The organism is Aeromonas sp. (assembly GCF_050252055.1).
Taxonomy (GTDB): domain Bacteria; phylum Pseudomonadota; class Gammaproteobacteria; order Enterobacterales; family Aeromonadaceae; genus Aeromonas; species Aeromonas caviae.
In genome coordinates this window covers 1-22322 of record NZ_JBFWLQ010000017.1, presented here as the reverse complement: position 1 = coordinate 22322, position 22322 = coordinate 1, and the positions used below count along the sequence as shown (strand labels likewise).

Sequence of the window (22322 nt, the reverse complement as noted above, 5' to 3'; positions counted from 1 at the left end):
GGGTCGGGGTGAAGGTGCCGGTCCAGGTCTTGCCGCCGTCAGTGGTCTTGAGGTCGGTAACAGTGCCGCCCACCACGGTCAGATCATCCAGCTCGAACCCGGTCACCTTCTCGCTGAAGGTGAAGGTGACGTCGCTGGTCTCGCCCACGGTCAGCTGGTCGTCAGCGATGTCGACCACCACGCTCGGACCCTGGGTGTCGACGCTGTAACCCTCGGTATCGGCCGCCGTGGTGCTGTTGCCCGCCGCGTCGGTGGTGGTCACCTTGGCGTCGATCACCTTGTCCCCATCGGCCACCAGGTCGCTACCTGGCACATTGATGCTGAAAGTCTTGTCGGCCAAGACCAGACCGGTGAAGGCCTTGCCATTGACGGTCAGGGTGACGGTGTCGCCCTCTTTCACGTCGCCACCCACGCGACCGGTCACGGCGATGTCCTGCTTGGACTCGGCCGCGTTGATCACGTCGTCAGGGGTGATGTTGCCATCCAGGGTGATGCTGGCATTCGGTGGAGTGGTATCGAGCAAGGTGGTGTCGTCGGTGGCGCTGGCCGGGTTGCCCGCCGCGTCGGTAACGCTGGCCACCACGGTCAGGTTGCCATCCGCCAGCCCGCTCAGATCGGCGCGGGTCTGGTAGTTGCCGTCGGCATCGGTGACGGCAGTGACTGTCACGCTCTTACCGGTGGCATCGCTGATCACCAGGGTCACGGTGCGGTTCGGGCCGACATCGGAGGTGCCGCTGATGGGCGTGTTGGCCACATTGGCCGCGTTCACGTCATCCAGGCTCACCGTGATGTTCGCCGTGGTGTCCACGCTACCATCGTCGCTCGACGTGCCTCTGTTGCCAGCAGGATCAGTCACGCTGGCAGTCACGTCATAGCCCCCATCCGGCAACGGCGTCACGACATCCGCACTGTAACTGCCATCCGGTTGTACCGTGGCGGTCAGGGTCTGCTGATTGCCGTTGGCATCGGTCACCGTCAGGGTCACCGTGCTGCCGGGGGCGGCGTCCGTGGTCCCCGTGATGGTCGGGGTGTTGTCATTGGTATTGTCCGGTGCATTCACCGTCACGATCGGAGCCGTAGTGTCCACGCTGCCATCATCGGTCGCGGTACCGGTGTTGCCGGCCGGATCGGTCACGGAAGCCGTCACCTGATAGCCCCCTTCGGCCAGCGGTGTGGTGACATCCACGCTGAAGCTGCCATCCGGTTGCACCGTCGCGGTCAGGGTCTGCTGATTGCCGTTGGCATCGGTCACTACCAGAGTCACCGTGCTGCCAGCGGGGGCATCCGTGGTACCGGTCAGGGTCGGCGTCCGATCGTTGGTGTTGTCGGGGGCAGAGACGGTGATGACGGGAGCGGTGAGGTCGACCAGCTCATCCTCGCTGCTTTGCGCATCCACCAGCGGCGCCGCGCCAGCCGGGTTCGCGCTGTCAAAGCCTGCGCTGGAGATGGTTGCATCACCGGTACGATCGATGGTGACGAAACCGCCGTTGCCGCTGGCACCAGCCACCCCGCCCGCATTGCCTGCGGCCGGGGCTCCGCCCGCCGCCGACGCTTCGAATGCCTTGGTGGGGTCGGTTCCGTCCAGAATCGCTTGCTGCAAGGCGGCGATGTCATCGGGCGTACCCGCGTTCGCCAGCACGGCGTCACCCTGTTCGGGGCGCTCGCCGGAACCCAGGGTGAACGTGGTCTCCCCTCCCTGGAAGCTGGCCCCTTCGGGCGCAAGCAATACCGCATCCTTGGGCAGTACATCGCCTTCTGCAACGAGTCTCTGGCTCCCGTCGGCGGCGACCAGATACATTTTGCCTTGCAAGTGGGTAACGACGACATCCTGATCCAATACGATGCGCTGATTGCTCATGGTTTCTCCTGAAATATCGAAGGGCATATTGCTCCAGCCTCCAATGTGCCCGTTTATCAGGCCATAAACCAGTGAGAAAAATCGAATGAACAGACCGAAATGAAGCCGGGTTTCGGGGTGAAAACGAAGGGATGCCGAAGATGAATAAAATTAATTAAATCAATAGCATCAATTGTGAAAAAACGAAGACGGGAGCCTCATAGGCTCCCGTCTCGTGAGGTGTCAGACACCGGCCCAGAGCAGGATGGCCAGCAGCTGGGGCGAGATGATCCGCAGGAACATCACCAGGGGGTAGACGGTCGCGTAAGAGAGTGCGCTGGCACCACTGGTGGGGTGCATGCCGTTGGCAAATGCCAGAGCGGGAGGATCCGTCATCGAGCCGGCCAGCAGACCGCATAGCGTGAGGTAGTTGAGCTTGCCATAATGGCGTGCCAGCACACCCACCAGCAGCAGCGGGATGAGGGTGATTGCCACACCGTACATCATCCATGCGGGACCGTCGCCGTTGATCAGGGTGTCGATGAAGCCGGCCCCGGACTTGAACCCCACCACCGCCAAGAAGAGCACTATGCCTATTTCCCGCAGCGCCAGGTTGGCGCTCGGCGGCATGAACCAGTAGAGCTTGCCGATGCTGCCGATACGAGACAGGATGAGCGCCACCACCAGCGGTCCCCCTGCCAGCCCCAGCTTGAGCGCCGCCGGGAATCCCGGCAGATAGAAGGGAATGGATCCGAGCAATACTCCCAACCCGATGCCGATGAAGACGGGCAGCATCTGCACCTGCTGCAGTTTCTGCTGCACGTTGCCCACCACGCTGGTGACCGCCTCGATGGCATCGAGCCGCCCCACCAGGTTCAAGATGTCACCGAACTGCAAACTGGTCTGACTGGTCGGCACCAGCTCGATGCCGGCCCGATTCAGGCGCGAGATGACCACATCGTATTTCTGCTTGATGTCGAGATCGCGGATCCGTTTGCCGAGCACCTGCTCATTGGTGACCACCACCCGCTCAACCCGCAGATCGGTCCCGCGGGTGGAGAGGGAGGTGTCTACCTCCTCTCCAAGCACCAGCAGCACCTTGTGCAGGGCATGGCGCTCCCCCACCAGGTGCAGCAGGTCGCCAAGTTCGATGCGCGAGTCGGGCTTTGGCACCATCAGCTCGTCGCCACGCTTGAGGCGGGAACAGATGACGTCCGCCTCGTCCAGACTCGGGATCTCGCGGAGCATCAGGCCATGCATATTGGGATTGCGCACGGCAATGTTGATGGTTTGCAGACTCTCCTTGGTCTTGCCAGCCTGCTGCTCGAAAGCGACCGCTTCCTCCTCGATCTTGATGTGGAAGAACATCCGGATGAGCCACATGGTGAGCAGGATGCCGCAGATCCCGAACGGGTAGGCCACCGCATAGCCCATCCCCATCAGGCCGGTGGAGCCAGGATCCGCCCCCAGCTCGGCCAGGATCTGCTGCCCAGCCCCCAGGGACGGGGTATTGGTCACGGCCCCGGAAAAGACCCCGAGGATCACCGGCAGAGGTACATCGAACAGCTGGTGCAACGCTGCCGCCACCAGGCAGCCGAGCAGAACCAGCAGGGCCGCGAAGCCATTGAGCTTGAGGCCCGAACTGCGCAAGGAGGAGAAGAAGCCGGGACCGACCTGGATGCCTATGGTGTAGACGAACAGGATCAGGCCGAATTCCTGAATAAAATGAAGTGTTTGCTCATCCAGCTTCAACCCGGACAAGCCGGCGAAGTGGCCCACTATGATGCCGCCGAACAGCACCCCGCCGATACCCAACCCCACGCCATAGACTCGCCAGTTTCCCAGCCAGAGCCCCAGCACTGCCACCAACGACAGCATGCTGATGGAAAGCGCGATCTCACTCATCGTTTGCATCCTTTCCAAACTGAACTGGCACTAGCTTGTCAGCAAACGAAGGGGGCAACTGTGGGGTGCCGCACGAATTCAGGCTTTCATGAGCACAAAAATACCAATTAAGGGTTAGTCATCAGATGTAGCCATAAATGGCCATGAAGTGGCACAGACTGCCCCCCAGCACAAACAGGTGCCAGATGGCGTGGTTGTAGGGAATGCGCTTGGCCACATAGAAGATCACTCCCAGGCTGTAGATGAGACCACCCAGCCCCAGCAGAAGGAGCCCGGTACCATCCAGATGCAGATAGAGCTGGTAGATGACCACCAGCGACAGCCAGCCCAGCATCAGATAGGTAAATAGCGACACCTTCTTGAAGCGATTGATGAAGATCAGCTTGAACACGACCCCCGCCAGGGCCAGCCCCCAGATCACCACCATCAGTCCTTGCGCCAGCGGCGTATCGAGCGCCACCAGCAGGAAGGGGGTATAAGTGCCGGCGATCAGCAGATAGATGGCGCAGTGATCGAACAGCTTGCTCCAGCGTCTGGCCGCCACCGAGCTCACGCTGTGATAGAGCGTCGAGGCGAGATAGAGCAATACCAGGCTGGCACCGTAGACGCCGTAGCTCAGCAGTACCCTGGGCCCCTGATCCCACCCCTTGTGCAGCAGCAAGACCAGTCCCAGTCCGCCCAGCAGCAGCCCCAGCCCATGGCTGAGGCGATTCGCCCACTCTTCCCGTGGGGAGTACCCCGTCACATCCATCATTACCTCCAACCCATTACCGGCCCACTCTAGCGGCCGACGTTTCAGGCTACAAGTGTTAGCTGAAAATAAAGGGGCGAAGAGAGGGAGGGCCAGAGATGGCTGTGCCCCCCGCCCCTTTGGTGTATGCTCTGCCGCCGACGCCGCCCATGCGGATGGCCGCGTCTGCCCGACAATCTGGTCTGGAGAACCCGATGAAGCTCACTGAACTGTTTACACAACCGGATCCTGATTTCGGCAAGGCCATGACGGCCCTGCTGGAGCATTTCCATCATTCCGACGACAGTCAGGCCCCCTATCAGCGGGGCAGCTTCACCCACCAGCTCGATCAGTCGTGCATGCCCGCCATCGGCATCTCTCCCCGGGACTATCTGGCACGGCTCGCCACCCTGGTACCCGGGGCATCGCACCTCACCTCTCCCCGCTACATGGGACACATGACGGCACCGCTGCCGGCCTTCACCGCCGAGCTCTCCCGGCTCTTGGTGATGCTCAACCAGAACCCGATGAAGATGGAGTCCTCCCGTCTGCTGAGCTTTCTGGAGCGGGAAGTGCTGGCCAAGCTGCACCGTCTGGTCTACCGCCAGGACGACGCCTTCTATGCAGCCCAGATGCATGCCAAGGATGCAGCCCTCGGCGTCATGACCAGTGGCGGTACCATCGCCAACGTCACCGCTCTCTGGCTGGCCCGCAACCGGGCCTGTGGCGACAACCTGTTCGCCCTCGCCGAGCAGGGCTATCGCGGCGCCGTCATTCTGGGATCGCGGCTGATGCACTACTCCTTCGACAAGGGGATGGATCTGCTGGGACTCGGGGCTCGCAGCGTCTGGCGTCTCGACACAGACGAGCACAATCGGCTCAGTCTGGCGGCACTGGAACAGGCCCTTCAACAATGCAGGGAGCAGAAGCTCAAGGTGCTGGCGCTGGTCGGCGTGGCTGGCAGCACGGATTTTGGCTCCGTCGACCCGCTGCCGGAACTGGCCGCCATCGCCCGGCGCGAGCAAATCCACTTCCACGTGGACGCGGCCTGGGGTGGTCCGACCCTCTTCTCGCCCCGCTATCAGGGATTGCTTACGGGGATAGAGCACGCCGATACCGTCACCCTTGACGGTCACAAGCAGTTGCTGGTCCCGCTAGGTACCGGCATGCTGCTCTGCCGCCAACCGGACCTGATGATGACGGTGAAGCGCGAGGCTCCCTACGCCATCCGCGCCACCTCCTTCGATCAGGGGCGCTTCACTCTGGAGGGGACCCGTCCCGCCAACGCGCTCTATCTGGATGCCGCCTTCCAGATGCTGGGACAGCAGGGTTATGCCCAACTCATCGACGCCAACTACGACAGGGCGAGGCGAATGGCCGCGCTCATCGACGCCAGCCCCGCCTTCGAGCTGATGTCGGCACCTGTCATGAACCTGCTCTCCTACCGATGCATTCCGCCCCACCTGCAAGGTCAGGTGCCCGATGTGGCGGCCAACGAACAGATCAATCTCTTCAACGTCGCCCTGCAAAAAGCCCAGCGCGCCGAAGGGCACAGCTTCGTCTCACGCACCCAGCGCGCAGTCTCCCGCTATGGCGAGCAACCGCTCACGCTGCTGCGCGCCGTCCTACTCAACCCTCTCATCGAGGAAGCAGACATACACGCATTGCTGGACGATCAGGTGCGCCTTGGCAACCAGATTGCCAGCCAGCTGTTCGAGTAACCCGCCGCCCCGGGAAGGAACTGCCTGCAGAATGGACGGTCTTATTCATTTGCCGTTGTCTGACGGGCAGGTACACTGAGTGAAATTTTGAGGTTAGAGCCCAGCATGAAGCAGTTTATCGAGTTCATCCCCCTGATCGTCTTCTTCGCGGTCTACAAGTTTTACGACATCTACACCGCCACTGGCGCCCTGGTGGTCGTCACTGGCCTGCAACTCCTGTACAGCTGGCTTCGCTATCGCCGGGTCGAGAAGATGCAGTTGTTCACCTTCGTGCTGGTCGGTTTCTTCGGCGGCCTCACCGTCTTCTTCCACGACGATGCCTTTATCAAGTGGAAGGTGACCGTCATCAACGTACTCTTTGCCCTCGCCCTGCTCATCGGCCGCTATGGCTTTGGCAAGAACCTCATCAAGCAGATGCTGGCCAAGGAGCTCCAAGCCCCCGACCGGGTCTGGGACAACGTCAATCTCGGCTGGGTCGGCTTCTTCACCCTGTGCGGCCTGCTCAACCTCTACGTGGCCTTCAACCTCTCCCAGGAGATGTGGGTCAACTTCAAGGTGTTCGGCCTGCTGGGCATGACCCTGGTCTTCACCCTGCTCAGCGGCGTCTATCTCTATCGCCACATGCCGGCCGAGCAGAACGCAGAACAGAAAAAATAACCGCAACCAGAAAGGGATTGTTCCATGTGGTATCTGATCTACTCCGAAGATGTCGCGGGCAGCCTGCCCCAGCGCAAGCTGGCACGCCCTGCCCACCTGGCCCGCCTGCAAGCCTTGCAGGATGAGGGCCGCCTGCTGACGGCCGGCCCCAACCCGGCCATCGATGCCGAGGATCCGGCCGATGCGGGCTTCACCGGCAGTACCGTCATCGCCGACTTTGCCAGTCAGGCCGACGCCCAGGCCTGGGCCGATGCGGACCCCTATGTTGCGGCAGGGGTCTACGCCAGGGTGACCATCAAACCGTTCAAGAAAGTCTTCTGAGCCCATCGAGGCTGACAAGAAAAAGGCCGGACACTGTCCGGCCTTTTCGTATCCGATGCTGACTCAGGCCCTGGCCACAAACCAGGGATTGAGGATATCGGGCTTGTTGTAGCAAAGCGGCGAACCATCGAGCTGGGTGACGCTGCCCCCCGCCCCTTCCAGTACCGCCTGAGCTGCCCCCGTATCCCACTCGCAGGTCGGTGCGAGCCGCGGGTAAAGCTCGGCCTCCCCCTCGGCAATGATGCAAAACTTGAGAGAGCTGCCCATGGAAACCAGCTCGATCTCGCCCCGCTCCAGTTCGCCAAAACGGGCCAGATACTCGAGTGTCTCCTGCGACAGGTGATTGCGACTGCCCACCACGCGCCACACTTGCCCAGCGTCATGAGGGCGGGTCTGGATGGTCTCGTGCCTGCCATCGGCCACACGCCAGGCGCCAATCCCCTTGCCCCCATACCAGAGCTTGTCCAGTACCGGGGCATAGACCAGCCCCCAGCGCGGGGTCCCCTGTTCAATCAGGGCGATATTCACCGTGAACTCGCCGTTGCGGGAGACAAACTCCTTGGTGCCATCCAAAGGATCCACCAGCCAGTAGCGGGACCAGCCGAGTCGCGCAGCCATCACCTCGGGGGAGGACTCTTCCGACAACACCGGGATATCGGGAGTGAGACGCGCCAGCGCCTGAACGATCACCTCGTGGGCCCCCTTGTCCGCAGCCGTCAGCGGGCTCTCGTCCTGCTTGTACTCCACCGCAAAGGGCTGGCTGTAGATGGACATGATGGCCTCACCGGCGGCGCGGGCGATGGGCTCCAGTTCGGAAATGGCGGGTAGATACATGGAAAAGAGTTCTCGCTCAAAGGGTTGGTCAGTGTAACCGAGTGAGTATCTTCGGCTTATAGCCGTTTGCACTGACTTATACAGTGTCAAAACTGACAGACAAAAAGTGGCGCAACACAGCTAATGATAAATATGCCACTAAGGCAGATTCATAAGGATGTGAAACATGAACAAGAAGACCCTGATCGCCGCACTGCTGCTGGGCTGCCTTCCCCTGTTGAGCCAACCTCTGCTGGCCGCCGACAAGGCGGCGACCAAGCCTGTGGCCACCACCCAAGTCAAGGAGAGCGGCAAGATCAATCTCAATACCGCCAGTGCCGGCGAGCTCACCGCCCTGAAGGGCATTGGCGAGAAGAAGGCACAGGCCATCATCGACCACAGGGAGAAGGAGGGCAAGTTCACCTCCGTCGATCAACTGGCGGACGTCAGTGGCATCGGACCTGCCACGCTGGAAGCAAACCGGGACATGATTATCGTCAAGTAACCGGTTTGAATCCCTGTCATCCCAAGGGCAGCCTGTGGCTGCCCTATTTTTCTTCGGGTATCATGAGCCCACTTTGTATCTTCGGACTCACTCCATGAAAAAGACACCGCTCGTTGTTCGCAAGGCCGTTCTCCCCGTTGCCGGTCTGGGTACCCGCATGCTGCCCGCCACCAAGGCCATCCCCAAGGAGATGCTGCCCGTGGTCGACAAGCCGCTGATCCAGTATGTGGTGCGCGAAGCCATCGCCGCCGGCATCAAGGAGATCATCCTGGTGACCCATTCAAGCAAGAACTCCATCGAGAACCACTTCGACAAGAGCTTCGAGCTGGAGGCGACCCTGGAGAAGCGGGTCAAGCGCCAACTGCTGGAAGAGGTTCAGCACATCTGTCCCAAAGACGTCACCATCATGCACGTGCGTCAAGGGGAAGCAAAAGGCCTGGGTCATGCAGTACTGTGTGCCCGCCCCCTCATCGGGGATCAACCCTTCGCCGTTCTGCTGCCGGATGTGCTCATCGACGAGGTGGCCAGCGATCTGAAGCAGGACAACCTGGCGGAGATGGTGCATCTGTTCGAAGAGGAGCAGATCAGCCAGATCATGGTGGAAGCCGTCCCCGAGAGCGAAGTGGACAAATACGGCATCGCCGACATCAAGGGGGAGGCCCTGAGCGAAGGCATGTCCCTGCCGATGCAGGCCATCGTCGAGAAGCCGCCCCGGGATGAAGCCCCGTCCAACCTGGCCGTGGTCGGTCGCTATGTGCTCTCGGCCAATATCTGGCCCTTGCTGGAAAAAACCCCGGCCGGTGCCGGCGACGAGATCCAGCTGACCGATGCCATCGCCATGCTGATGGAAAAGGAGCAGGTCAATGCCTACTTCATGAAGGGACGCAGCCACGATTGCGGCAGCAAGCTCGGTTACATGAAGGCCAATGTGGAATACGCCGTGCGCCATCGGGAACTCAGCAAAGAATTCACCAGCTGGCTGAAGCAGTTTGCCAAAGAGCTGTAATCTCTGAATATTTACAAGATAAGCAGAATAAAAAACTGGGCATCATTCGATGCCCTTTTTCATTTTATAAACAAATATTCAACCATTGATAGATAAAATATCGCTAAATCATAATATTGTAATTTAAAGTCGCTTGTTCTATAAGGATTAAGGCTTGTTCCTAGCCCTTGCATAAAATTTCTAAAAAAATATAAGACACAGGTGGAAGTTCCAATGAATAACCCGTCCAAAGGGACCTTTTTAGGTCACCCTAAAGGGCTTTTTTTGCTCTTTAGTACCGAACTGTGGGAGAGATTCTCCTATTACGGCATGCGTGCCGTGCTCGTCCTCTATCTGACCGACCTGACCGCCAACGGTGGCATGGGCTGGACCCAGGCCGACGCCCTCAAGCTGTACGGCATCTATACCGGTCTGGTCTACATCACCCCCATCATCGGCGGCTGGCTCGCCGATACCTTCCTGGGCCAGCGCCGTGCCATCCTGTTCGGTGCCGTGCTGATGGCCGCCGGCCAGTTTACCCTGGCACTGCCTCACGCCATGTTCCCTGACATGGTCAACACCGTCTTCTATGCCGGCCTTGGCTTGCTGATCGTGGGCAACGGCCTGTTCAAACCGAACATCTCCACCATGGTGGGCGACCTGTATAAAGAAGGGGATCACCGTCGTGACGGCGCCTTCACCATCTTCTACATGGGCATCAACCTGGGCTCCCTGCTGGCCGGCGTGATCTGCGGCGCCGCCGCCACCGCCTATGGCTGGCAAGCCGCCTTCGTCAGCGCCGGTATCGGCATGCTGCTCTCCCTGGTCGTGCAGGCCACCATGGCCCAGCGCTTCCTCGGTGACATCGGCCGTGTGCCCGCTGCCCAGCGTGCCGCCCTGCAGCGCTCCAAGGAGCAAAAAGCGCCCCTGACCAAACAGGAAGTGGATCGCATCAAGGTGATCCTGGTACTGGGCCTGTTCACCATCATCTTCTGGGCCGGCTTCGAGCAGGCCGGTGGTCTGATGAACCTGTATGCCCAGGAGTATACCGACCGCATGATCGGCAGCTTCGAAGTGCCGACAGCCTGGTTCCAGTCCCTGAACCCCTTCTTCATCATCACCCTGGCCCCTGTCGTGGCCGCCATCTGGATCAAGCTCGGCAAGAAAGAGCCGAACTCCCCGGTGAAATTCGCCATGGGCCTGCTGTTCCTGGCCGTCGGCTTCCTGTTCATGATCGGTGCCGTGCTGGAGCAAGGTGGTGATCAGACTGTCAAGACCTCCATGTTCTGGCTGGTCGGTGCCTACCTGTTCCATACCCTGGGCGAGCTCTGCCTCTCTCCCATCGGTCTCTCCATGGTGACCAAGCTGGCTCCGCTGCGCCTGGCCTCCCTGATGATGGGTGCCTGGTTCGGTTTCGTGGCCCTGGCCAACTATGCCGCCGGCTTCATCGGCTCCTTCGTCGGCGAATCCGGCGCCATGGCCATCTTCGGTGGCATCGCACTGGCCGCCGTGATCAGCGCCCTCATCCTGCTGACCATGGCCAACCGCTTGGTCTACTGGATGCACGGTGCCGAAGGCCCGGCCAAAGAGCCCGAAGAACAAGAGCAGAAACTGCAGTCTGCGACCGTTTGACCGGTCAGGACAGCAGAGACCAAACAGGGCGCCCATGGGCGCCCTGTTTGCATGTGTTCACTTCACGGCGTCAGTGGTGACGAACCTGCATCGTCAGGGCGCTGCCGCTGTCACTGCGAAACTGCAGATCAAAGGGCTCGTGCCAGCTTCGCCTGTGCAACGTGTAGCGACTGCTGCGCATCAAGCCGAGCGGCAACCCCCCTGCACGCATCAACCAGTGAGGTGAGGTGAGCCCGGCATTTGCAAAAAGCAGCCCATCCTCCTGATCGAACAGCAGGGCCGCCATGGCAAAGGAGTGACGCAGGCCCGACTCCAGCAGTTGCAGATTGAGGTAATCCAGCAATCGGTGTGGCTGGGTCAACAGCAGGCTCTCTTGTTGCTGGTATTGGCGATAGGGGCCGTTCATCAGGGATCGCACCAAGGCACCACAGAAGGCCGCATCCACACCGAGGATGGGCAATTCCATCACCAGTACCAGCAGCTTGTCGTCCAGTTTGAAGGTATCCGGGATGAAGAGATTGCCCATGCCGGCAAAGGTGACCTGCCAGGGCCCCCACTCCTGCATGCCAGGGGGGGCCAACCAGGCGAGCAGCCGGCTGCTCGCCAGATCGTGGCCACGGAAGAAGTCGATGTGTTCCATCAGCTCCAGTTGCTGGCTCTGATGCCCGAGGTTTGTCAGGCATTGCTCGATGCTGCGGCGGATCTGCTCATAGTCATTCACCGGTTTGATGAAGAAGTCCCTGGCCCCCGCCCGCAGCGCACGCTCGATCGCAGCCATCTGATCCTGACCGGAGATGACGATGACGGGCACCTGTGGATAGCGGGCGGTGAGGCAGGCAATCACCTCATGGCCATCCATGTTCGGCATGTTCAGATCACACAACACCACATCGGGGTGATAGAGCGCTGCGGCAGAGAGCCCCTCAATCCCGTCTTCTGCCTGAAAGACGCAGGCCCCGTCGTGCTCGAGATAAGATACCAGTGAGTGGCGAAAAACCGCTTCGTCTTCTACCACCAAGATCCGTAGTCCGGCTTTTGACATCTTGACAAAGCTCTTATTAGTCAAATGGTTATTTGAGCATTAAGACTAGATCATGGGCGCTGGATACCGCCACACAATATTGTCGAGCAGCGAGCCGGGCTGGCCTTGGTATCTGCCAAGCGTTTGAAATAGTCCGACTATTTTGCTCGCCCCCTTGCGCAGAGATGATCGGCAACCGTCGCCCGGCAGCCGTTCTCTCGCAGGTCGGCACCATGAATTGTATGAGGCACCGCCATGAGGGATAATGCCCTCCACTCCAGATCGTGAAGCAGACCATGACGCCAGCCGAATACAGCGCCCTCGCCCATCCCAGACTCTCCCATCCGGCCCGCAGCCTCTATACCCTGCAACTGCGCCGCTTGGTGCTGGAAAATCGGCTGGCCCGACTCAACTATCCCGAGCTTGGCCGGGCATTGGCTGTCGTCGATCCGGGCAATCCCGGTGGTTTCAGCTATCAGGTCAACGCTCGCCAGCTGACCGAACTGCTCGACGAGCTGATGGAAGCCGAACTGCTTCAGGTCGAGGCCCAGGCTGACAGTGAGCACTACCACCAGTGCCCTTTCCAGTTGCCGTTGCTGAGCCAGCGGGTGCGCAGCCCTCTGCCGGCACGCCCGTTCCAGATGCACCTGCAGTGGCGTCCGGACGAAGAACTGCCTGCTCTCGCACGCCTGTGCGGGGTGATCGATGCCAGCTACAGCGAAGAGGATCTCGGGGAGTTCATCGCCTACTGGCTCGGCCGCCCCGAGGTGTTCGACTCCCAGCACCAGTGGATGTTGAAATTTATTCGGGCCCTCAAGAGTCGGCGCTACGCCCGCCGCCCGGCGACCGTGGTCACCGGGTACCAGCAGGTCGCGCCAGCCCCGGTAGAGGCTGGCCCGAGCCGCCGGGCGCAAGAGATGATCGATGAGGCCAAACGGCTGGCACAAGCTCAGGAGCCGGAGAATGATTGATACCAGGCGGCCACGAAGTGCACTATTGACCCCCTGCCCATCCAGCCACAGCCCTAGCAGAAGGAGAATTCCATGACAGATCCGCACGACCCGATGCGCCAGGCACTGGAAGAGATCGAGGCCAAACGCCAGAAAATCGCCAAGGCGAGACAGGAGCAACGGGCTCATGATCCCGAGCTCAAGCGTCACGTCAGCAGCCTGCAGGAACGTATTCTCCGACTGCGGGCCGCAACCGGCGGCAGCCAGTACGACTACGAGACCCTGCGCAAGGAGTACGACGCCAAGGCCAATGCCGAAGTGCGCGAGTTGCAGAAGGCCGCCCGCCAGGAGCGGATCCAGAAGCTGATCGCCCAGGCCGACCTCAATCCGGACTGGATCTTCGACAAGATGGATTCCGGTGACCCGGCCCTGCAATACCCCATCGAGACAGCCCGCTACTTCATCAGCGGTTTCGAGCACTGGGAGAAGAGCGGCGGGGGCTGCATGCTGATCTACGGCGATTACGGCACCGGCAAATCCACCCTGGCGGGCGCCGTGGCCCACGAGTTGATCGCGCGCCACCAGAAGTCGGTGATCTTCCAGCAGTGGGCCTCCATCGTGGACAGGCTCTTCTTCAACGTCATCCAGGATCAGGAGGAGCGCAACCAGTACCGCCGCGCCCTGGAAGAGGTGGACCTGCTGATCATCGACGAGGTGGCGGCCAACCGTGCCAAGATGGCCGAGAGTCAGTCCAGCTTCCTCGGCCACCTGCTGCGCCGTCGTCGCAACCTGTCCAAAAGCGTCATCATCATCACCAACCACAGCCCCCAGAGCCTGCATCAGGCCATCGGTGATTTCAGCTATGAGGCGATCAAGGCGTTCAATCCGGTGGACATCCACCTGAGCGGACCCAGCCGCCGTCCCAGCATCGGCCATTACAACGGTTGATCCCGTCGGGCCGGCGTCCCTGATGTCCGGCCCTTCATATCCCCTGCACCTCACAAATAAAAACCACTCTCATTTACAGAGAGCCATCCAGGCTCTAGGCTTGCTCTTTTGTTCGAGAGGGCCTGTCATGCCAACCACACTCATCTTCGGTGCCAGTCGCGGACTGGGCCGCGCCTTCACCGACCACGCACTGCAACTGGGCCACAGGGTCGTTGCCCTGGTGCGCCATACCGACATGGCCAGCGAGCTGCATACCCTGGGAGTCGAGGTCGTCATCGGAGATGCCCTGGACCCCCTGGCCGTGACCCAGGCTTGCCGCTTGGCGGGCAGGGATGCCCGGATAGTCTCCACCCTCGGCAGCTTTCGCCAGAGTGCACCGGTGGATTATCAGGGCAACCGCCATGTGATCGACGAGATGGAGCGCGCCGGGCTCAGCCGCCTGCTGCTGGTTACCTCCCTCGGTTGTGGCGACAGCTGGCAATACCTGCCCGAGCGGGCTCGCGCCGCCTTCGGACACGAGGTACGCCTCAAGAGCCTGGCGGAAAGCTGGCTGCAGACAAGCCCCCTGGCATGGACCATTTTACGCCCCGCAGGGTTGCAGGATGGGGAGCCCACGGGTCAGGCCATCCTGAGCCAGGGGCAGGAGAGGCATGGCCTGGTCAGGCGCCAGGATGTGGCGATGCGGGGTTTGCAACTGCTCACAGACCAGGAGGCGTGCGGCCAGATCTATGCCATCGGCGATCCGGGTCTGAGTCAGCCATGATCCCTGTGAATGGCAACACGGTCAGCCCAGTGGCTGACCGTGTTGTTGCAAGGGGCCTAGTCGGTGGAAGACGCTGTCGCCCCATCATCCGGCCGCGTTGCAGGGCACGGTTGACGCCAGCGGAGCAACCAGCACGCCAGAGCGCCATACAGCAGCGCCAGTCCCCACAACTGCCACCAGTAGCGGGAGACCTGGGCAAAGTCGGCCCCCATCTGATTGAGGCGCAGGAATCCCTCGATGGCCGGCGTGCTCGGGGCCCACTGGGCCAGCCAGTTGAGGGGAGCCGGGATGAGCTCAAGGGGCCAGATAAAGCCGGCCAGGAAGACCAGCGGCAAAGAGGAGACAAGCACCACCTGGGTCGGCAGATCACGGCGGGTGAACAGGGCGCCGAGCACGATCCCGAGCCAGGTGGTGGCCAGCAGGAACGGCAGGGTAAAGAGCCAGAGTTCGCCGGGTACAGCGGTGCGGGCAATACCGTAGTGATCGAAGCAGAAGCCGAAGAAGTAGGTCACCGGAAGGACGAAAAGAGCCCCCACCACCAGGGTGCGGGCCAGCAACAAGGCCGGCACGGGGGCATGTTGCCAGTAGCCTGACTCGCCACGGCGGCTGCGCTGGTTCTGGGTCGCCCCCAGGATGCCGGTCCCCATCAGCAACACCTGATGCAGGATCAGCACGAATACCGCAGGCACCACGTAGTTCACATAGCCCATGGTGGGGTTGAATACCGGCAGCACATTGAGGGCCACCGCGTTCCAGCCCATGGCGGCCTGGGGCAGCGCCTCGCCCTGGCTCAGCAGCCTGGCCACCTTCACCTGGGCGGCGAGCGTGCCCCCCGCCTGGGCCAGCCCTTCGGCAATGGTGCCATAGACCAGGAAGTAGGAGGCATCTCCGGCATAACCCAGGGTCACGCTCCTGCCCAGCATCAGATCCCGATAGAAGTGGCGGGGAATGTGCAAGATGCCGCTCGCCTTGCCGGTCAGCATCATCTGGCGGGCCTCGTCGAGCGAACCGGCACGGGCCACCAGTTTCACCTGCGCCGTGGCATCGGCCATAAACTCCAGCTGGCGGGAAAGCTGGCTGCCATCCTCGTTGACCACCACCACGGGCTCTTCCCTGGGCAATTGGTGCAGGTAGGGCTGGGGGTAGAGGAAGGAGTAGAAGAAGACGCCGCCAAACAGGGTCAGCATGATGGCGCGATCCGCCAAGAGGGTGCGCAGCTCAAGGCGCACCAGATCCCAGAATCCCATCATGGTCTGGACTCCTCATGGGGCAGGGCCGCGCCCGACGGCGTCCGGTAACGGTGTACCACCAGCAACAGGGGCAGCAGAAACAGCAGCAGAGCCCCGAGCTGGGGCAGGGCCGCCGTCAACGGTTGACCGTAGTTGGTTTGCCCGATCTGCAGCTCCACATAGTGGGAGATGGGCAGCAGGCTGCGCCAGAACTGGGCCACATCACCCATGGCGGTGACCGGAAAGGTGACCCCCATGAAGGCAAATCCCGGCGCCGTGTAGGCGCCGGCCAGAGAGAGCGCCCGCGCCGGATCCCGGATGATGGCGTAGAAGAAGGCCCCCATGGTGACGCAAGCGGCTGACGCCAGTCCCAGCCCCGCCGTCAGCACCAGCCAACTGCCTTGCATGGGGTACCCAAGCCCCTTGAACAGCAGCAGACTCCACGCCAGACCCCACCCCCAGCCGATGAGCACATGGGGCAGCAGGGTACGCCAGAGGCCGAACCAGGCCCCTCTGGTGGTCCAGTCCAACCCGAGGCGATCGGTGCGGGCCAGGGCGTTCAGGCCATAGAGCACCACCAGGATCTGCCACACCGCAGGCAGCAGGGCGCTCAGCAGAAACTGGGCGTAGCTGGAATTGATGTTGTAGAGCGCGGTAACCTGGCTCGCAATGGGTACGGATTGTCCCAGGGCACCGGGCAGCGTCTTGCCGTCGGCCATGGCCTCCAACACCCCTACCTGACCATTGAGAGTTCCCACCACCTGGGCCAGTGCGGAGTTGACCAGCTTGGCAATCAGGATGAACTGGCCATTGTTGAACACTGTGACCTGCGGCTGAGTGCCTTGCCGGGCATCCCGCTCCAGGTGATGGGGGATCACCACCAGAGCATAGATGTCCCCCCCTCGCAGTGCCCTGGCCCCCTCGTCGATGGCGTCAAACTGCTGCGCTATCTTGAGCCCGGCGGAGCCATCGAGAGAGAACGCCAGTTGTCGGGAGAGGGGGCTGCGATCCAGATCCACCAGACCGACCTTGAGATCCCGCGCCAGGCCGGCTGAAAAGATCCAGCACAGGATCCCTATCAGCAGCAAGGGGACCCAGCTCGCCAGCGCCCGGCCGAACGGGTCCTGCCAGAGCAACCGCCATTCGCGTCCCATCAGAGCTCGACCAGCACGCTCATGCCGACCCGCAGCCCGTCAACCGGCTGCAAGGGGCGCGCTTCCACCTGGAAGCTTTTCATGTCGAACCCCTGGCGGGTGTCGGTGGCACGCCAGGTGGCGAAATCCCCCATCACGGCCACATGAGTCACCTTGAAGCGCACCAGCTGATCCCCCAGGCCGGGAATACGGGCATCAAACTCGGTACCGACCGGGAACCTTGGCAAGAGGTCCTCACGGACATGGAACTGGGCCCAGGCATCCTTCATGTCGAGCAGGGTCACCACGGGGAAGCCCTGGGGAGCCAGCTCGCCGCTACGCAGCAGCACCTGGGCAACTTCCCCCTCGTGGGGGCTGGCGATGCGGGTATCGGCCAGATAGGCTTCCACTTCCGCCACGCCGCCAGCCGCCATCTTGGCCTGCTCGCGGGCCGCGATCTTGGTCTCTTCCCGCGCCCCTTCCAGCGCCATCTGGTATTGCTGCCAGGCCATGCCCTCGCTGTACTTCGCCGCCTGCCAGGCCGTCCAGGCCTCGTCACGCTTTTGCAGTGACATCACGCCATCCCGATGCAGGCTGGCAATGCGCTCGTAGGTTTTGCCATGAAGCAGGGCAGCTGCCTTGGCTTGTTGCCACTGATCCTTGGCGGCCGCGATCTGCTGCACTCGAGCCCCCTTCTCGGCCTCTTCGGCCATGGCGCCAGCCGCGGCCTGCCCGGCCTTGGCCTGACTCAGCTTGGCCTCGATCTCCGGGCTCGCCAGAGTGAACGCCAGTTGGCCCCTGGCCAGTTGATCCCCCTTCTTCACCAGCACCTCGTCGATGCGGCCCGCCACCTTGGAAGAGACCGAATACTGCTGCGCCTCTATCTGCCCCTGCAGACGCACCGGCTCCGGCTGATAGGCCAGCCAGAAGCGCCAGCCCAGCCAGAGCACAAGCAATACCAGCGCCAGTGGCAGCAGCCAGGGCTTGCCCTGGCTCATCTTCTTCTTGATGGGGGGATGACTCATGAATTCACCTCGGCAAACGGGCGACCCTTGGCGGTCGAAACGGACATGAATAACGGAATGGAAGAGCGCGCGATCATGAGTTCACCTCGATCGCCTGACCATGCTGATACTGGTTGAAACTGTTCATCTGACCGGAGAGTGCCAACAGGCGGGCCAGGGAGATCACGTATTGATAGGCGGCGGCGGCGCGCTGGGTCTTGACCCCGGCAAGCTGGGTCTGGGCATCGACCACATCGAGGGAAGTGGAGAGCCCCTGACCGAATGCCTTGTCACGCAACCGCACGTTCTCCTCGGCCAGCGCCTGGGTCGAGGAGAGAGAGTGATACTCCTCCAGTCCCTGGGCAGCCTCGCGCCAGGTCTTCTCGACCAACAGCTCCAGATCCTGGCGGGTCTTGGCTTGCAGCAGGTTGACCTGGAGTTCGGCGCTCTTGGCTGCCTGGACCGTCTCGGAGCGGCCATCACGACTCACCAGCGGCATGCTGACCCCGACACCAACCAGCCAGTCCGGTGTGGTCTTGGAGACAATGGAATCATCTTCATAGAGGTTGTAGTTGCCGAACAGGAAGAGCTCGGGGGCGTATTTGCCCTTCTCCAGCTTGATCATCCCCTGGGCCTGCTCCTTCTTGGCCGTCAACAGCTTGAGACCGGGATGCACCGACAGGGTCTCCTCCACAAAGGGAGACAAGGCTGGCATCCCTTCGTTGATGAAGAGGGCGGTATTGGGCTCAGCCTGCTTGAGCTTGAGCATGTGGCCGAGCGCTAGCTGGGCGATCTCCAGGCTGCGCCTGGCCTTCTGGGTATCGATACGTGCCCTGTCATAGGCAGACTGGGCCGAAAGGCGCTCCACCTTGGCGATCTGCCCCTGGGCTTCGAGCTTCTTGGCATGATCCAGATGGTGTGCCAGTCCCTGCTCGATCTCCTGCTTGGTCTGCACCACCTGCGCCGCCAGCACCACCCCGAAGTAGGTCTGGGAGAGGCTCTCGAAGGTGGACTGCTGTTTGAGCACCAGCAACTGCTCAGCCTCGCTCACTTGGGCCTGACGAATATCCTGGGCCGCATCGATGCGCCCGCCGGTAAAGAGCGGCCATAGCATCTTGACCGAACTGGTCACCACGTTCTGCTTGGTGAGGGGGGTGACGAAATCGCTCGGGCTGAGGTTGAGTGCCTGCATCACAGGCCCCAGCACCTTGCCGAATTCCGGATGATTGGCGATGGGGTTGAGATCCAGCATGTCCAGCTCCATCGGCTGATCGAGATGGGTATAGCTGGCCCCCACATCCACCTTGGGCAGGTACATGGCCTTGGCCGCCTCCCGCAGTTGCTGGGCCCGCTCCACCCCGGCCTGCTCTGCCGCCAAGCCGTCATCCTGCTGGATGACCCGGCTCCAGGCCTCGGTAAAGCTGACCGTCTGCGCCTGAGCCGACCCCAGCACGATACCCAGCAGGCATGGGCAGAGCGACTTGATGAACTTTACCGTCATACATCCCCGATCCGTTTGTAATGAAATTGTGTAGAGTCTTTGCTCAATTCAGGCCCGCTATCATAGCCTAAACCGGCTTGAGAGGGAGACTCACAAATCACCATCCCCCTCACTCGCGCCCTCCTGACCATGGTCACAGACAATATGTCCGATTTTCAAGCACTCCTGAATTTGCAAGCCTTGGCGCGACGTTTTTTTCAGAAAAAAATGGCTGACGCTCAAATACTAACCTTTTCTCCTGACTAAAAAATGCGTAATATACGCCGCCCTAAGCCGATGGTAACCGTGGAATGCAGATAGGTCCCCACACGCTTGAAACTCCCCTGATCGTGGCCCCCATGGCCGGTGTAACAGACCGACCATTTCGTGAACTTTGTTTACGTTTGGGAGCCGGTATGGCCGTTTCCGAGATGCTGCTGGCCAACCCGGATGTCTGGGATACCCAGAAAACCCGGATGAGAATGGATCACTCTGCTGAAGGCGGCTTGCGATCGGTCCAGATTGCCGGTGCCGACCCCGAGATGATGGCGTTTGCTGCCCGCTACAACGTGGAGCAGGGCGCTCAGATCGTCGACATCAACATGGGATGTCCGGCAAAAAAAGTGAATAAGAAGCTGGCAGGTTCCGCCCTGCTGCGTCAGCCAGACCTGGTCAGATCCATCTGCCGGGCCGTGGTGGATGCGGTGGAAGTACCTGTCACCTTGAAGATCCGCACAGGATGGGATCCGGATAACCGCAATGGCGAGGAGATCGCCCGAATCGCCGAAGATTGCGGTATCGCGGCCCTTGCCGTGCATGGTCGTACCCGTGCCTGCCTCTACAAGGGCGAAGCGGAGTACGACACTATCAGGGCGATTAAGCAGGCCGTATCGATTCCTGTTGTCGCCAATGGCGACATCGATAGCCCGGAGAAAGCCCGGTATGTCCTCGACTATACCGGTGTCGACGCCGTGATGATCGGCCGTGCTGCGCAAGGACGACCCTGGATTTTCCGGGAAATCCGCCATTTTCTTGAAACGGGCACCAAGCTGCCGCCTCCCGACAGGGAAGAGGTTCGCACCCTGATGAACGAGCATGTCACCAATCTGCACCAGTTTTACGGTGCCTATCTGGGAGCGCGCATTGCCCGTAAACACGTGGGTTGGTATCTGGATGAAGAAGAGGCGGGCCGAGAATTCCGTAAGCACTTCAATGCCCTGGATTGTGCAGACGCACAACTCGAGGCACTCGAAGCGTATTTCGATGGATTAGGTTAACGCATAACTAAAGAGCCGACCGAATATGTTCGAACAAACCCTGACTTCTGATGCATTGGTAACAACTACTCACAATCACGCTGCCGAGCCGACCCAACGCCCCCTGCGTGACTCTGTGCAACAGGCCCTGCGTAACTACCTGGCCCAGTTGAACGGTCAGGAAGTGATTGATCTGTACGATATGGTTCTCTCCGAAGTCGAAGCTCCCATGCTGGACGTGATCATGCAGTACACCCGTGGCAACCAGACTCGCGCCGCCGTGATGATGGGCATCAACCGCGGCACCCTGCGCAAGAAACTCAAGCGTTACGGCATGAACTGATCCCGGTCATTCTGCTGCAGTGCAGACGAAGGCGTATCCCAGCGATGGGATACGCCTTTTTCTATGCCCGGTGTTTACCTGCTCACTCCACCGCCAGCTTGATACCAAGCCCCACGAACAGCCCCCCCATCACACGATTCAGCCAGGTGGCCACCCGGGTGGGTAGTCGCACCTTGCGGCTTGCAAACGCGGTGGAAAACGCCAGCAGATGGCACCAGATCATGCCGTTGAGATTGAAGATGCAGCCCAGCACGATGAATGCCATCGCCTTTTGCGGTGAAGCGGGATCGATGAACTGGGGCACAAAAGCGAGAAAAAAGAGCGCCACCTTGGGATTGAGGACATTGGTGAGCAACCCCTGCCGGAAGATGCGCCCATAAGAGAGCGCAGGCAGCGCCACAGCCCCATCCACAGACGTTGAAGTGCCACTCCTCTGCCAGAGCATGGACACACCGAGATAGACCAGATAGAGCGCCCCCATCAGCTTGATGACGGCAAACAGCTCGGCGGAGGCACTCAACAGGGCAGACAGTCCCAGCGCCGCCGCCAACACATGCACCATGGTACCTGTCCCGATACCCAATGCCGCCATGGACCCTGCACGCCATCCCTGGGAGCCGCTGCGCAGCATGATGAGCAGGGAGTCAGGCCCAGGCATCATGTTCAACAGCAGGCCAGAAACGATAAACAACGCCAGATCGTGGATCCCCAACATAGACAGCTCCTTGTACATGAAAGAAACAGTCTATGGATCCTGAAGTACTTGTCACTCCCGTTTCCGGCGATAGTGATTATCAAGGAAGGGAATAGCGTTTGAGCTGGAGATACTTGACGCTCAACCTGGTGAGAAAGAGAGATTGAGCCGTTTGAAAGGCAGTGATACTGGCTGAATAACAATGTTTATCGATGTAATAGACTGGGTTTTGTGCATTAGCCAGACTTATTATCTAAAAAATAAATTACAGGCAATAAAAAACCCCGCTCGAGTGAGCGGGGTTTCTTGTATTGGGTGCCTGGCAGTGTCCTACTCTCGCATGGCGAATGCCACACTACCATCGGCGCTACAGCGTTTCACTTCTGAGTTCGGCA

Annotated in this window: 21 protein-coding genes; 11 read left to right on the top strand and 10 right to left on the bottom strand. The window is 60.8% G+C overall.

The features are described 5' to 3' along the window. From AB7E19_RS20650 to trhA, 3 genes are all read right to left on the bottom strand, one after another. The coding region (locus AB7E19_RS20650; RefSeq protein ID WP_427936436.1) for a retention module-containing protein at positions 1–1858 on the bottom strand (1858 nt) is incomplete at its 3' end. A gap of 222 nt (positions 1859–2080) precedes the next feature. Beyond that, positions 2081–3742, bottom strand: coding sequence for a putative transporter (locus AB7E19_RS20645; protein ID WP_010675535.1), 1662 nt, complete (start codon positions 3740–3742; stop codon positions 2081–2083). Positions 3743–3863: 121 nt separating this feature from the next. Beyond that, on the bottom strand, positions 3864–4496 hold the full coding sequence (gene trhA / locus AB7E19_RS20640; RefSeq protein ID WP_039041319.1) for a PAQR family membrane homeostasis protein TrhA: 633 nt from the start codon (positions 4494–4496) through the stop codon (positions 3864–3866). Positions 4497–4687: 191 nt separating this feature from the next. On the opposite strand from trhA, the gene AB7E19_RS20635 reads away from it, so the two are divergent. The 3 genes from AB7E19_RS20635 to AB7E19_RS20625 all read left to right on the top strand — a co-directional run bounded on the left by AB7E19_RS20635 (position 4688) and on the right by AB7E19_RS20625 (position 7171). After that, positions 4688–6193 carry an aminotransferase class V-fold PLP-dependent enzyme gene (locus tag AB7E19_RS20635; RefSeq protein WP_322131883.1) on the top strand — a complete coding sequence of 502 codons (1506 nt, stop codon included), beginning with the start codon at positions 4688–4690 and terminating at the stop codon, positions 6191–6193. Between the two features lie 105 nt (positions 6194–6298). Beyond that, positions 6299–6850, top strand: coding sequence for a septation protein A (locus AB7E19_RS20630; protein ID WP_045521880.1), 552 nt, complete (start codon positions 6299–6301; stop codon positions 6848–6850). Between the two features lie 24 nt (positions 6851–6874). Next, complete coding sequence (locus tag AB7E19_RS20625) at positions 6875–7171, top strand: YciI family protein (RefSeq protein WP_010675539.1); 297 nt, start codon at positions 6875–6877, stop codon at positions 7169–7171. Between the two features lie 63 nt (positions 7172–7234). On the opposite strand, the gene cysQ is transcribed toward AB7E19_RS20625, so the two are convergent. Further along, the gene (cysQ, locus tag AB7E19_RS20620; protein WP_039041322.1) at positions 7235–8005 is read right to left on the bottom strand and encodes a 3'(2'),5'-bisphosphate nucleotidase CysQ; all 771 of its coding nucleotides are present in this window, start codon (positions 8003–8005) and stop codon (positions 7235–7237) included. 166 nt (positions 8006–8171) lie between these two features. Here cysQ and AB7E19_RS20615 point away from each other — a divergent pair, with 166 nt between their 5' ends. The 3 genes from AB7E19_RS20615 to AB7E19_RS20605 all read left to right on the top strand — a co-directional run bounded on the left by AB7E19_RS20615 (position 8172) and on the right by AB7E19_RS20605 (position 11106). Continuing rightward, the gene (locus tag AB7E19_RS20615; RefSeq protein ID WP_124244275.1) at positions 8172–8489 is read left to right on the top strand and encodes a ComEA family DNA-binding protein; all 318 of its coding nucleotides are present in this window, start codon (positions 8172–8174) and stop codon (positions 8487–8489) included. A gap of 94 nt (positions 8490–8583) precedes the next feature. Further along, positions 8584–9495, top strand: a complete 912-nt coding sequence (galU, locus tag AB7E19_RS20610; protein ID WP_010675542.1) for a UTP--glucose-1-phosphate uridylyltransferase GalU — start codon at positions 8584–8586, stop codon at positions 9493–9495. A gap of 213 nt (positions 9496–9708) precedes the next feature. Continuing rightward, positions 9709–11106 carry a peptide MFS transporter gene (locus AB7E19_RS20605; protein WP_322131882.1) on the top strand — a complete coding sequence of 466 codons (1398 nt, stop codon included), beginning with the start codon at positions 9709–9711 and terminating at the stop codon, positions 11104–11106. 70 nt (positions 11107–11176) lie between these two features. Here the strand turns inward: AB7E19_RS20605 and AB7E19_RS20600 are convergent, their stop codons facing one another. Next, complete coding sequence (locus AB7E19_RS20600; RefSeq protein WP_029314797.1) at positions 11177–12148, bottom strand: response regulator; 972 nt, start codon at positions 12146–12148, stop codon at positions 11177–11179. A 275-nt stretch (positions 12149–12423) separates the two neighbouring features. On the opposite strand from AB7E19_RS20600, the gene AB7E19_RS20595 reads away from it, so the two are divergent. The 3 genes from AB7E19_RS20595 (at position 12424) to AB7E19_RS20585 (ending at position 14788) form a co-directional block, all read left to right on the top strand. After that, positions 12424–13098 (top strand): DnaT-like ssDNA-binding domain-containing protein, encoded by a 675-nt coding sequence (locus tag AB7E19_RS20595; protein ID WP_039041329.1) that lies wholly within the window; start codon positions 12424–12426, stop codon positions 13096–13098. 72 nt (positions 13099–13170) lie between these two features. Continuing rightward, a complete protein-coding gene (locus tag AB7E19_RS20590) occupies positions 13171–14025 on the top strand; it encodes a DnaA ATPase domain-containing protein (protein ID WP_103243669.1) in 855 nt (284 codons plus the stop codon). 127 nt (positions 14026–14152) lie between these two features. After that, positions 14153–14788: an SDR family oxidoreductase gene (locus tag AB7E19_RS20585; protein ID WP_322131881.1), complete on the top strand. Its 636-nt coding sequence runs from the start codon at positions 14153–14155 to the stop codon at positions 14786–14788. Positions 14789–14844: 56 nt separating this feature from the next. On the opposite strand, the gene AB7E19_RS20580 is transcribed toward AB7E19_RS20585, so the two are convergent. From AB7E19_RS20580 to AB7E19_RS20565, 4 genes are all read right to left on the bottom strand, one after another. Continuing rightward, on the bottom strand, positions 14845–16038 hold the full coding sequence (locus AB7E19_RS20580; RefSeq protein WP_103259588.1) for an ABC transporter permease: 1194 nt from the start codon (positions 16036–16038) through the stop codon (positions 14845–14847). Beyond that, complete coding sequence (locus AB7E19_RS20575) at positions 16035–17171, bottom strand: ABC transporter permease (RefSeq protein WP_322131880.1); 1137 nt, start codon at positions 17169–17171, stop codon at positions 16035–16037. The genes AB7E19_RS20580 and AB7E19_RS20575 overlap by 4 nt, the downstream gene beginning before the upstream one ends. Continuing rightward, entirely contained in the window at positions 17171–18175 is a 1005-nt protein-coding gene (locus AB7E19_RS20570; protein WP_080767988.1) for an HlyD family secretion protein, read from the bottom strand. The genes AB7E19_RS20575 and AB7E19_RS20570 overlap by 1 nt, the downstream gene beginning before the upstream one ends. A 73-nt stretch (positions 18176–18248) precedes the next feature. Further along, a complete protein-coding gene (locus AB7E19_RS20565; RefSeq protein ID WP_052815573.1) occupies positions 18249–19655 on the bottom strand; it encodes a TolC family protein in 1407 nt (468 codons plus the stop codon). A 290-nt stretch (positions 19656–19945) separates the two neighbouring features. Between AB7E19_RS20565 and dusB the strand changes: the two genes are divergently transcribed. Beyond that, positions 19946–20911: a tRNA dihydrouridine synthase DusB gene (dusB, locus tag AB7E19_RS20560; RefSeq protein ID WP_010675552.1), complete on the top strand. Its 966-nt coding sequence runs from the start codon at positions 19946–19948 to the stop codon at positions 20909–20911. Positions 20912–20936: 25 nt separating this feature from the next. Next, positions 20937–21233: a DNA-binding transcriptional regulator Fis gene (gene fis, locus AB7E19_RS20555; RefSeq protein WP_005309538.1), complete on the top strand. Its 297-nt coding sequence runs from the start codon at positions 20937–20939 to the stop codon at positions 21231–21233. 82 nt (positions 21234–21315) lie between these two features. Here fis and AB7E19_RS20550 read toward each other — a convergent pair whose 3' ends face one another. Next, positions 21316–21948, bottom strand: a complete 633-nt coding sequence (locus AB7E19_RS20550) for a LysE family translocator (protein WP_261999281.1) — start codon at positions 21946–21948, stop codon at positions 21316–21318. Positions 21949–22322 lie beyond the last annotated feature (374 nt).

What these genes read in the sequence shown, in the direction of transcription:
- AB7E19_RS20645 (WP_010675535.1), bottom strand. Translation starts at nt 3,742, where the DNA reads ATGAGTGAGATCGCGCTTTCCATCAGCATGCTGTCGTTGGTGGCAGTG.
- trhA (WP_039041319.1), bottom strand. Translation starts at nt 4,496, where the DNA reads ATGATGGATGTGACGGGGTACTCCCCACGGGAAGAGTGGGCGAATCGC.
- AB7E19_RS20635 (WP_322131883.1), top strand. Translation starts at nt 4,688, where the DNA reads ATGAAGCTCACTGAACTGTTTACACAACCGGATCCTGATTTCGGCAAG.
- AB7E19_RS20630 (WP_045521880.1), top strand. Translation starts at nt 6,299, where the DNA reads ATGAAGCAGTTTATCGAGTTCATCCCCCTGATCGTCTTCTTCGCGGTC.
- AB7E19_RS20625 (WP_010675539.1), top strand. Translation starts at nt 6,875, where the DNA reads ATGTGGTATCTGATCTACTCCGAAGATGTCGCGGGCAGCCTGCCCCAG.
- cysQ (WP_039041322.1), bottom strand. Translation starts at nt 8,005, where the DNA reads ATGTATCTACCCGCCATTTCCGAACTGGAGCCCATCGCCCGCGCCGCC.
- AB7E19_RS20615 (WP_124244275.1), top strand. Translation starts at nt 8,172, where the DNA reads ATGAACAAGAAGACCCTGATCGCCGCACTGCTGCTGGGCTGCCTTCCC.
- galU (WP_010675542.1), top strand. Translation starts at nt 8,584, where the DNA reads ATGAAAAAGACACCGCTCGTTGTTCGCAAGGCCGTTCTCCCCGTTGCC.
- AB7E19_RS20605 (WP_322131882.1), top strand. Translation starts at nt 9,709, where the DNA reads ATGAATAACCCGTCCAAAGGGACCTTTTTAGGTCACCCTAAAGGGCTT.
- AB7E19_RS20600 (WP_029314797.1), bottom strand. Translation starts at nt 12,148, where the DNA reads ATGTCAAAAGCCGGACTACGGATCTTGGTGGTAGAAGACGAAGCGGTT.
- AB7E19_RS20595 (WP_039041329.1), top strand. Translation starts at nt 12,424, where the DNA reads ATGACGCCAGCCGAATACAGCGCCCTCGCCCATCCCAGACTCTCCCAT.
- AB7E19_RS20590 (WP_103243669.1), top strand. Translation starts at nt 13,171, where the DNA reads ATGACAGATCCGCACGACCCGATGCGCCAGGCACTGGAAGAGATCGAG.
- AB7E19_RS20585 (WP_322131881.1), top strand. Translation starts at nt 14,153, where the DNA reads ATGCCAACCACACTCATCTTCGGTGCCAGTCGCGGACTGGGCCGCGCC.
- AB7E19_RS20580 (WP_103259588.1), bottom strand. Translation starts at nt 16,038, where the DNA reads ATGATGGGATTCTGGGATCTGGTGCGCCTTGAGCTGCGCACCCTCTTG.
- AB7E19_RS20575 (WP_322131880.1), bottom strand. Translation starts at nt 17,171, where the DNA reads ATGGGACGCGAATGGCGGTTGCTCTGGCAGGACCCGTTCGGCCGGGCG.
- AB7E19_RS20570 (WP_080767988.1), bottom strand. Translation starts at nt 18,175, where the DNA reads ATGAGTCATCCCCCCATCAAGAAGAAGATGAGCCAGGGCAAGCCCTGG.
- AB7E19_RS20565 (WP_052815573.1), bottom strand. Translation starts at nt 19,655, where the DNA reads ATGACGGTAAAGTTCATCAAGTCGCTCTGCCCATGCCTGCTGGGTATC.
- dusB (WP_010675552.1), top strand. Translation starts at nt 19,946, where the DNA reads ATGCAGATAGGTCCCCACACGCTTGAAACTCCCCTGATCGTGGCCCCC.
- fis (WP_005309538.1), top strand. Translation starts at nt 20,937, where the DNA reads ATGTTCGAACAAACCCTGACTTCTGATGCATTGGTAACAACTACTCAC.
- AB7E19_RS20550 (WP_261999281.1), bottom strand. Translation starts at nt 21,948, where the DNA reads ATGTTGGGGATCCACGATCTGGCGTTGTTTATCGTTTCTGGCCTGCTG.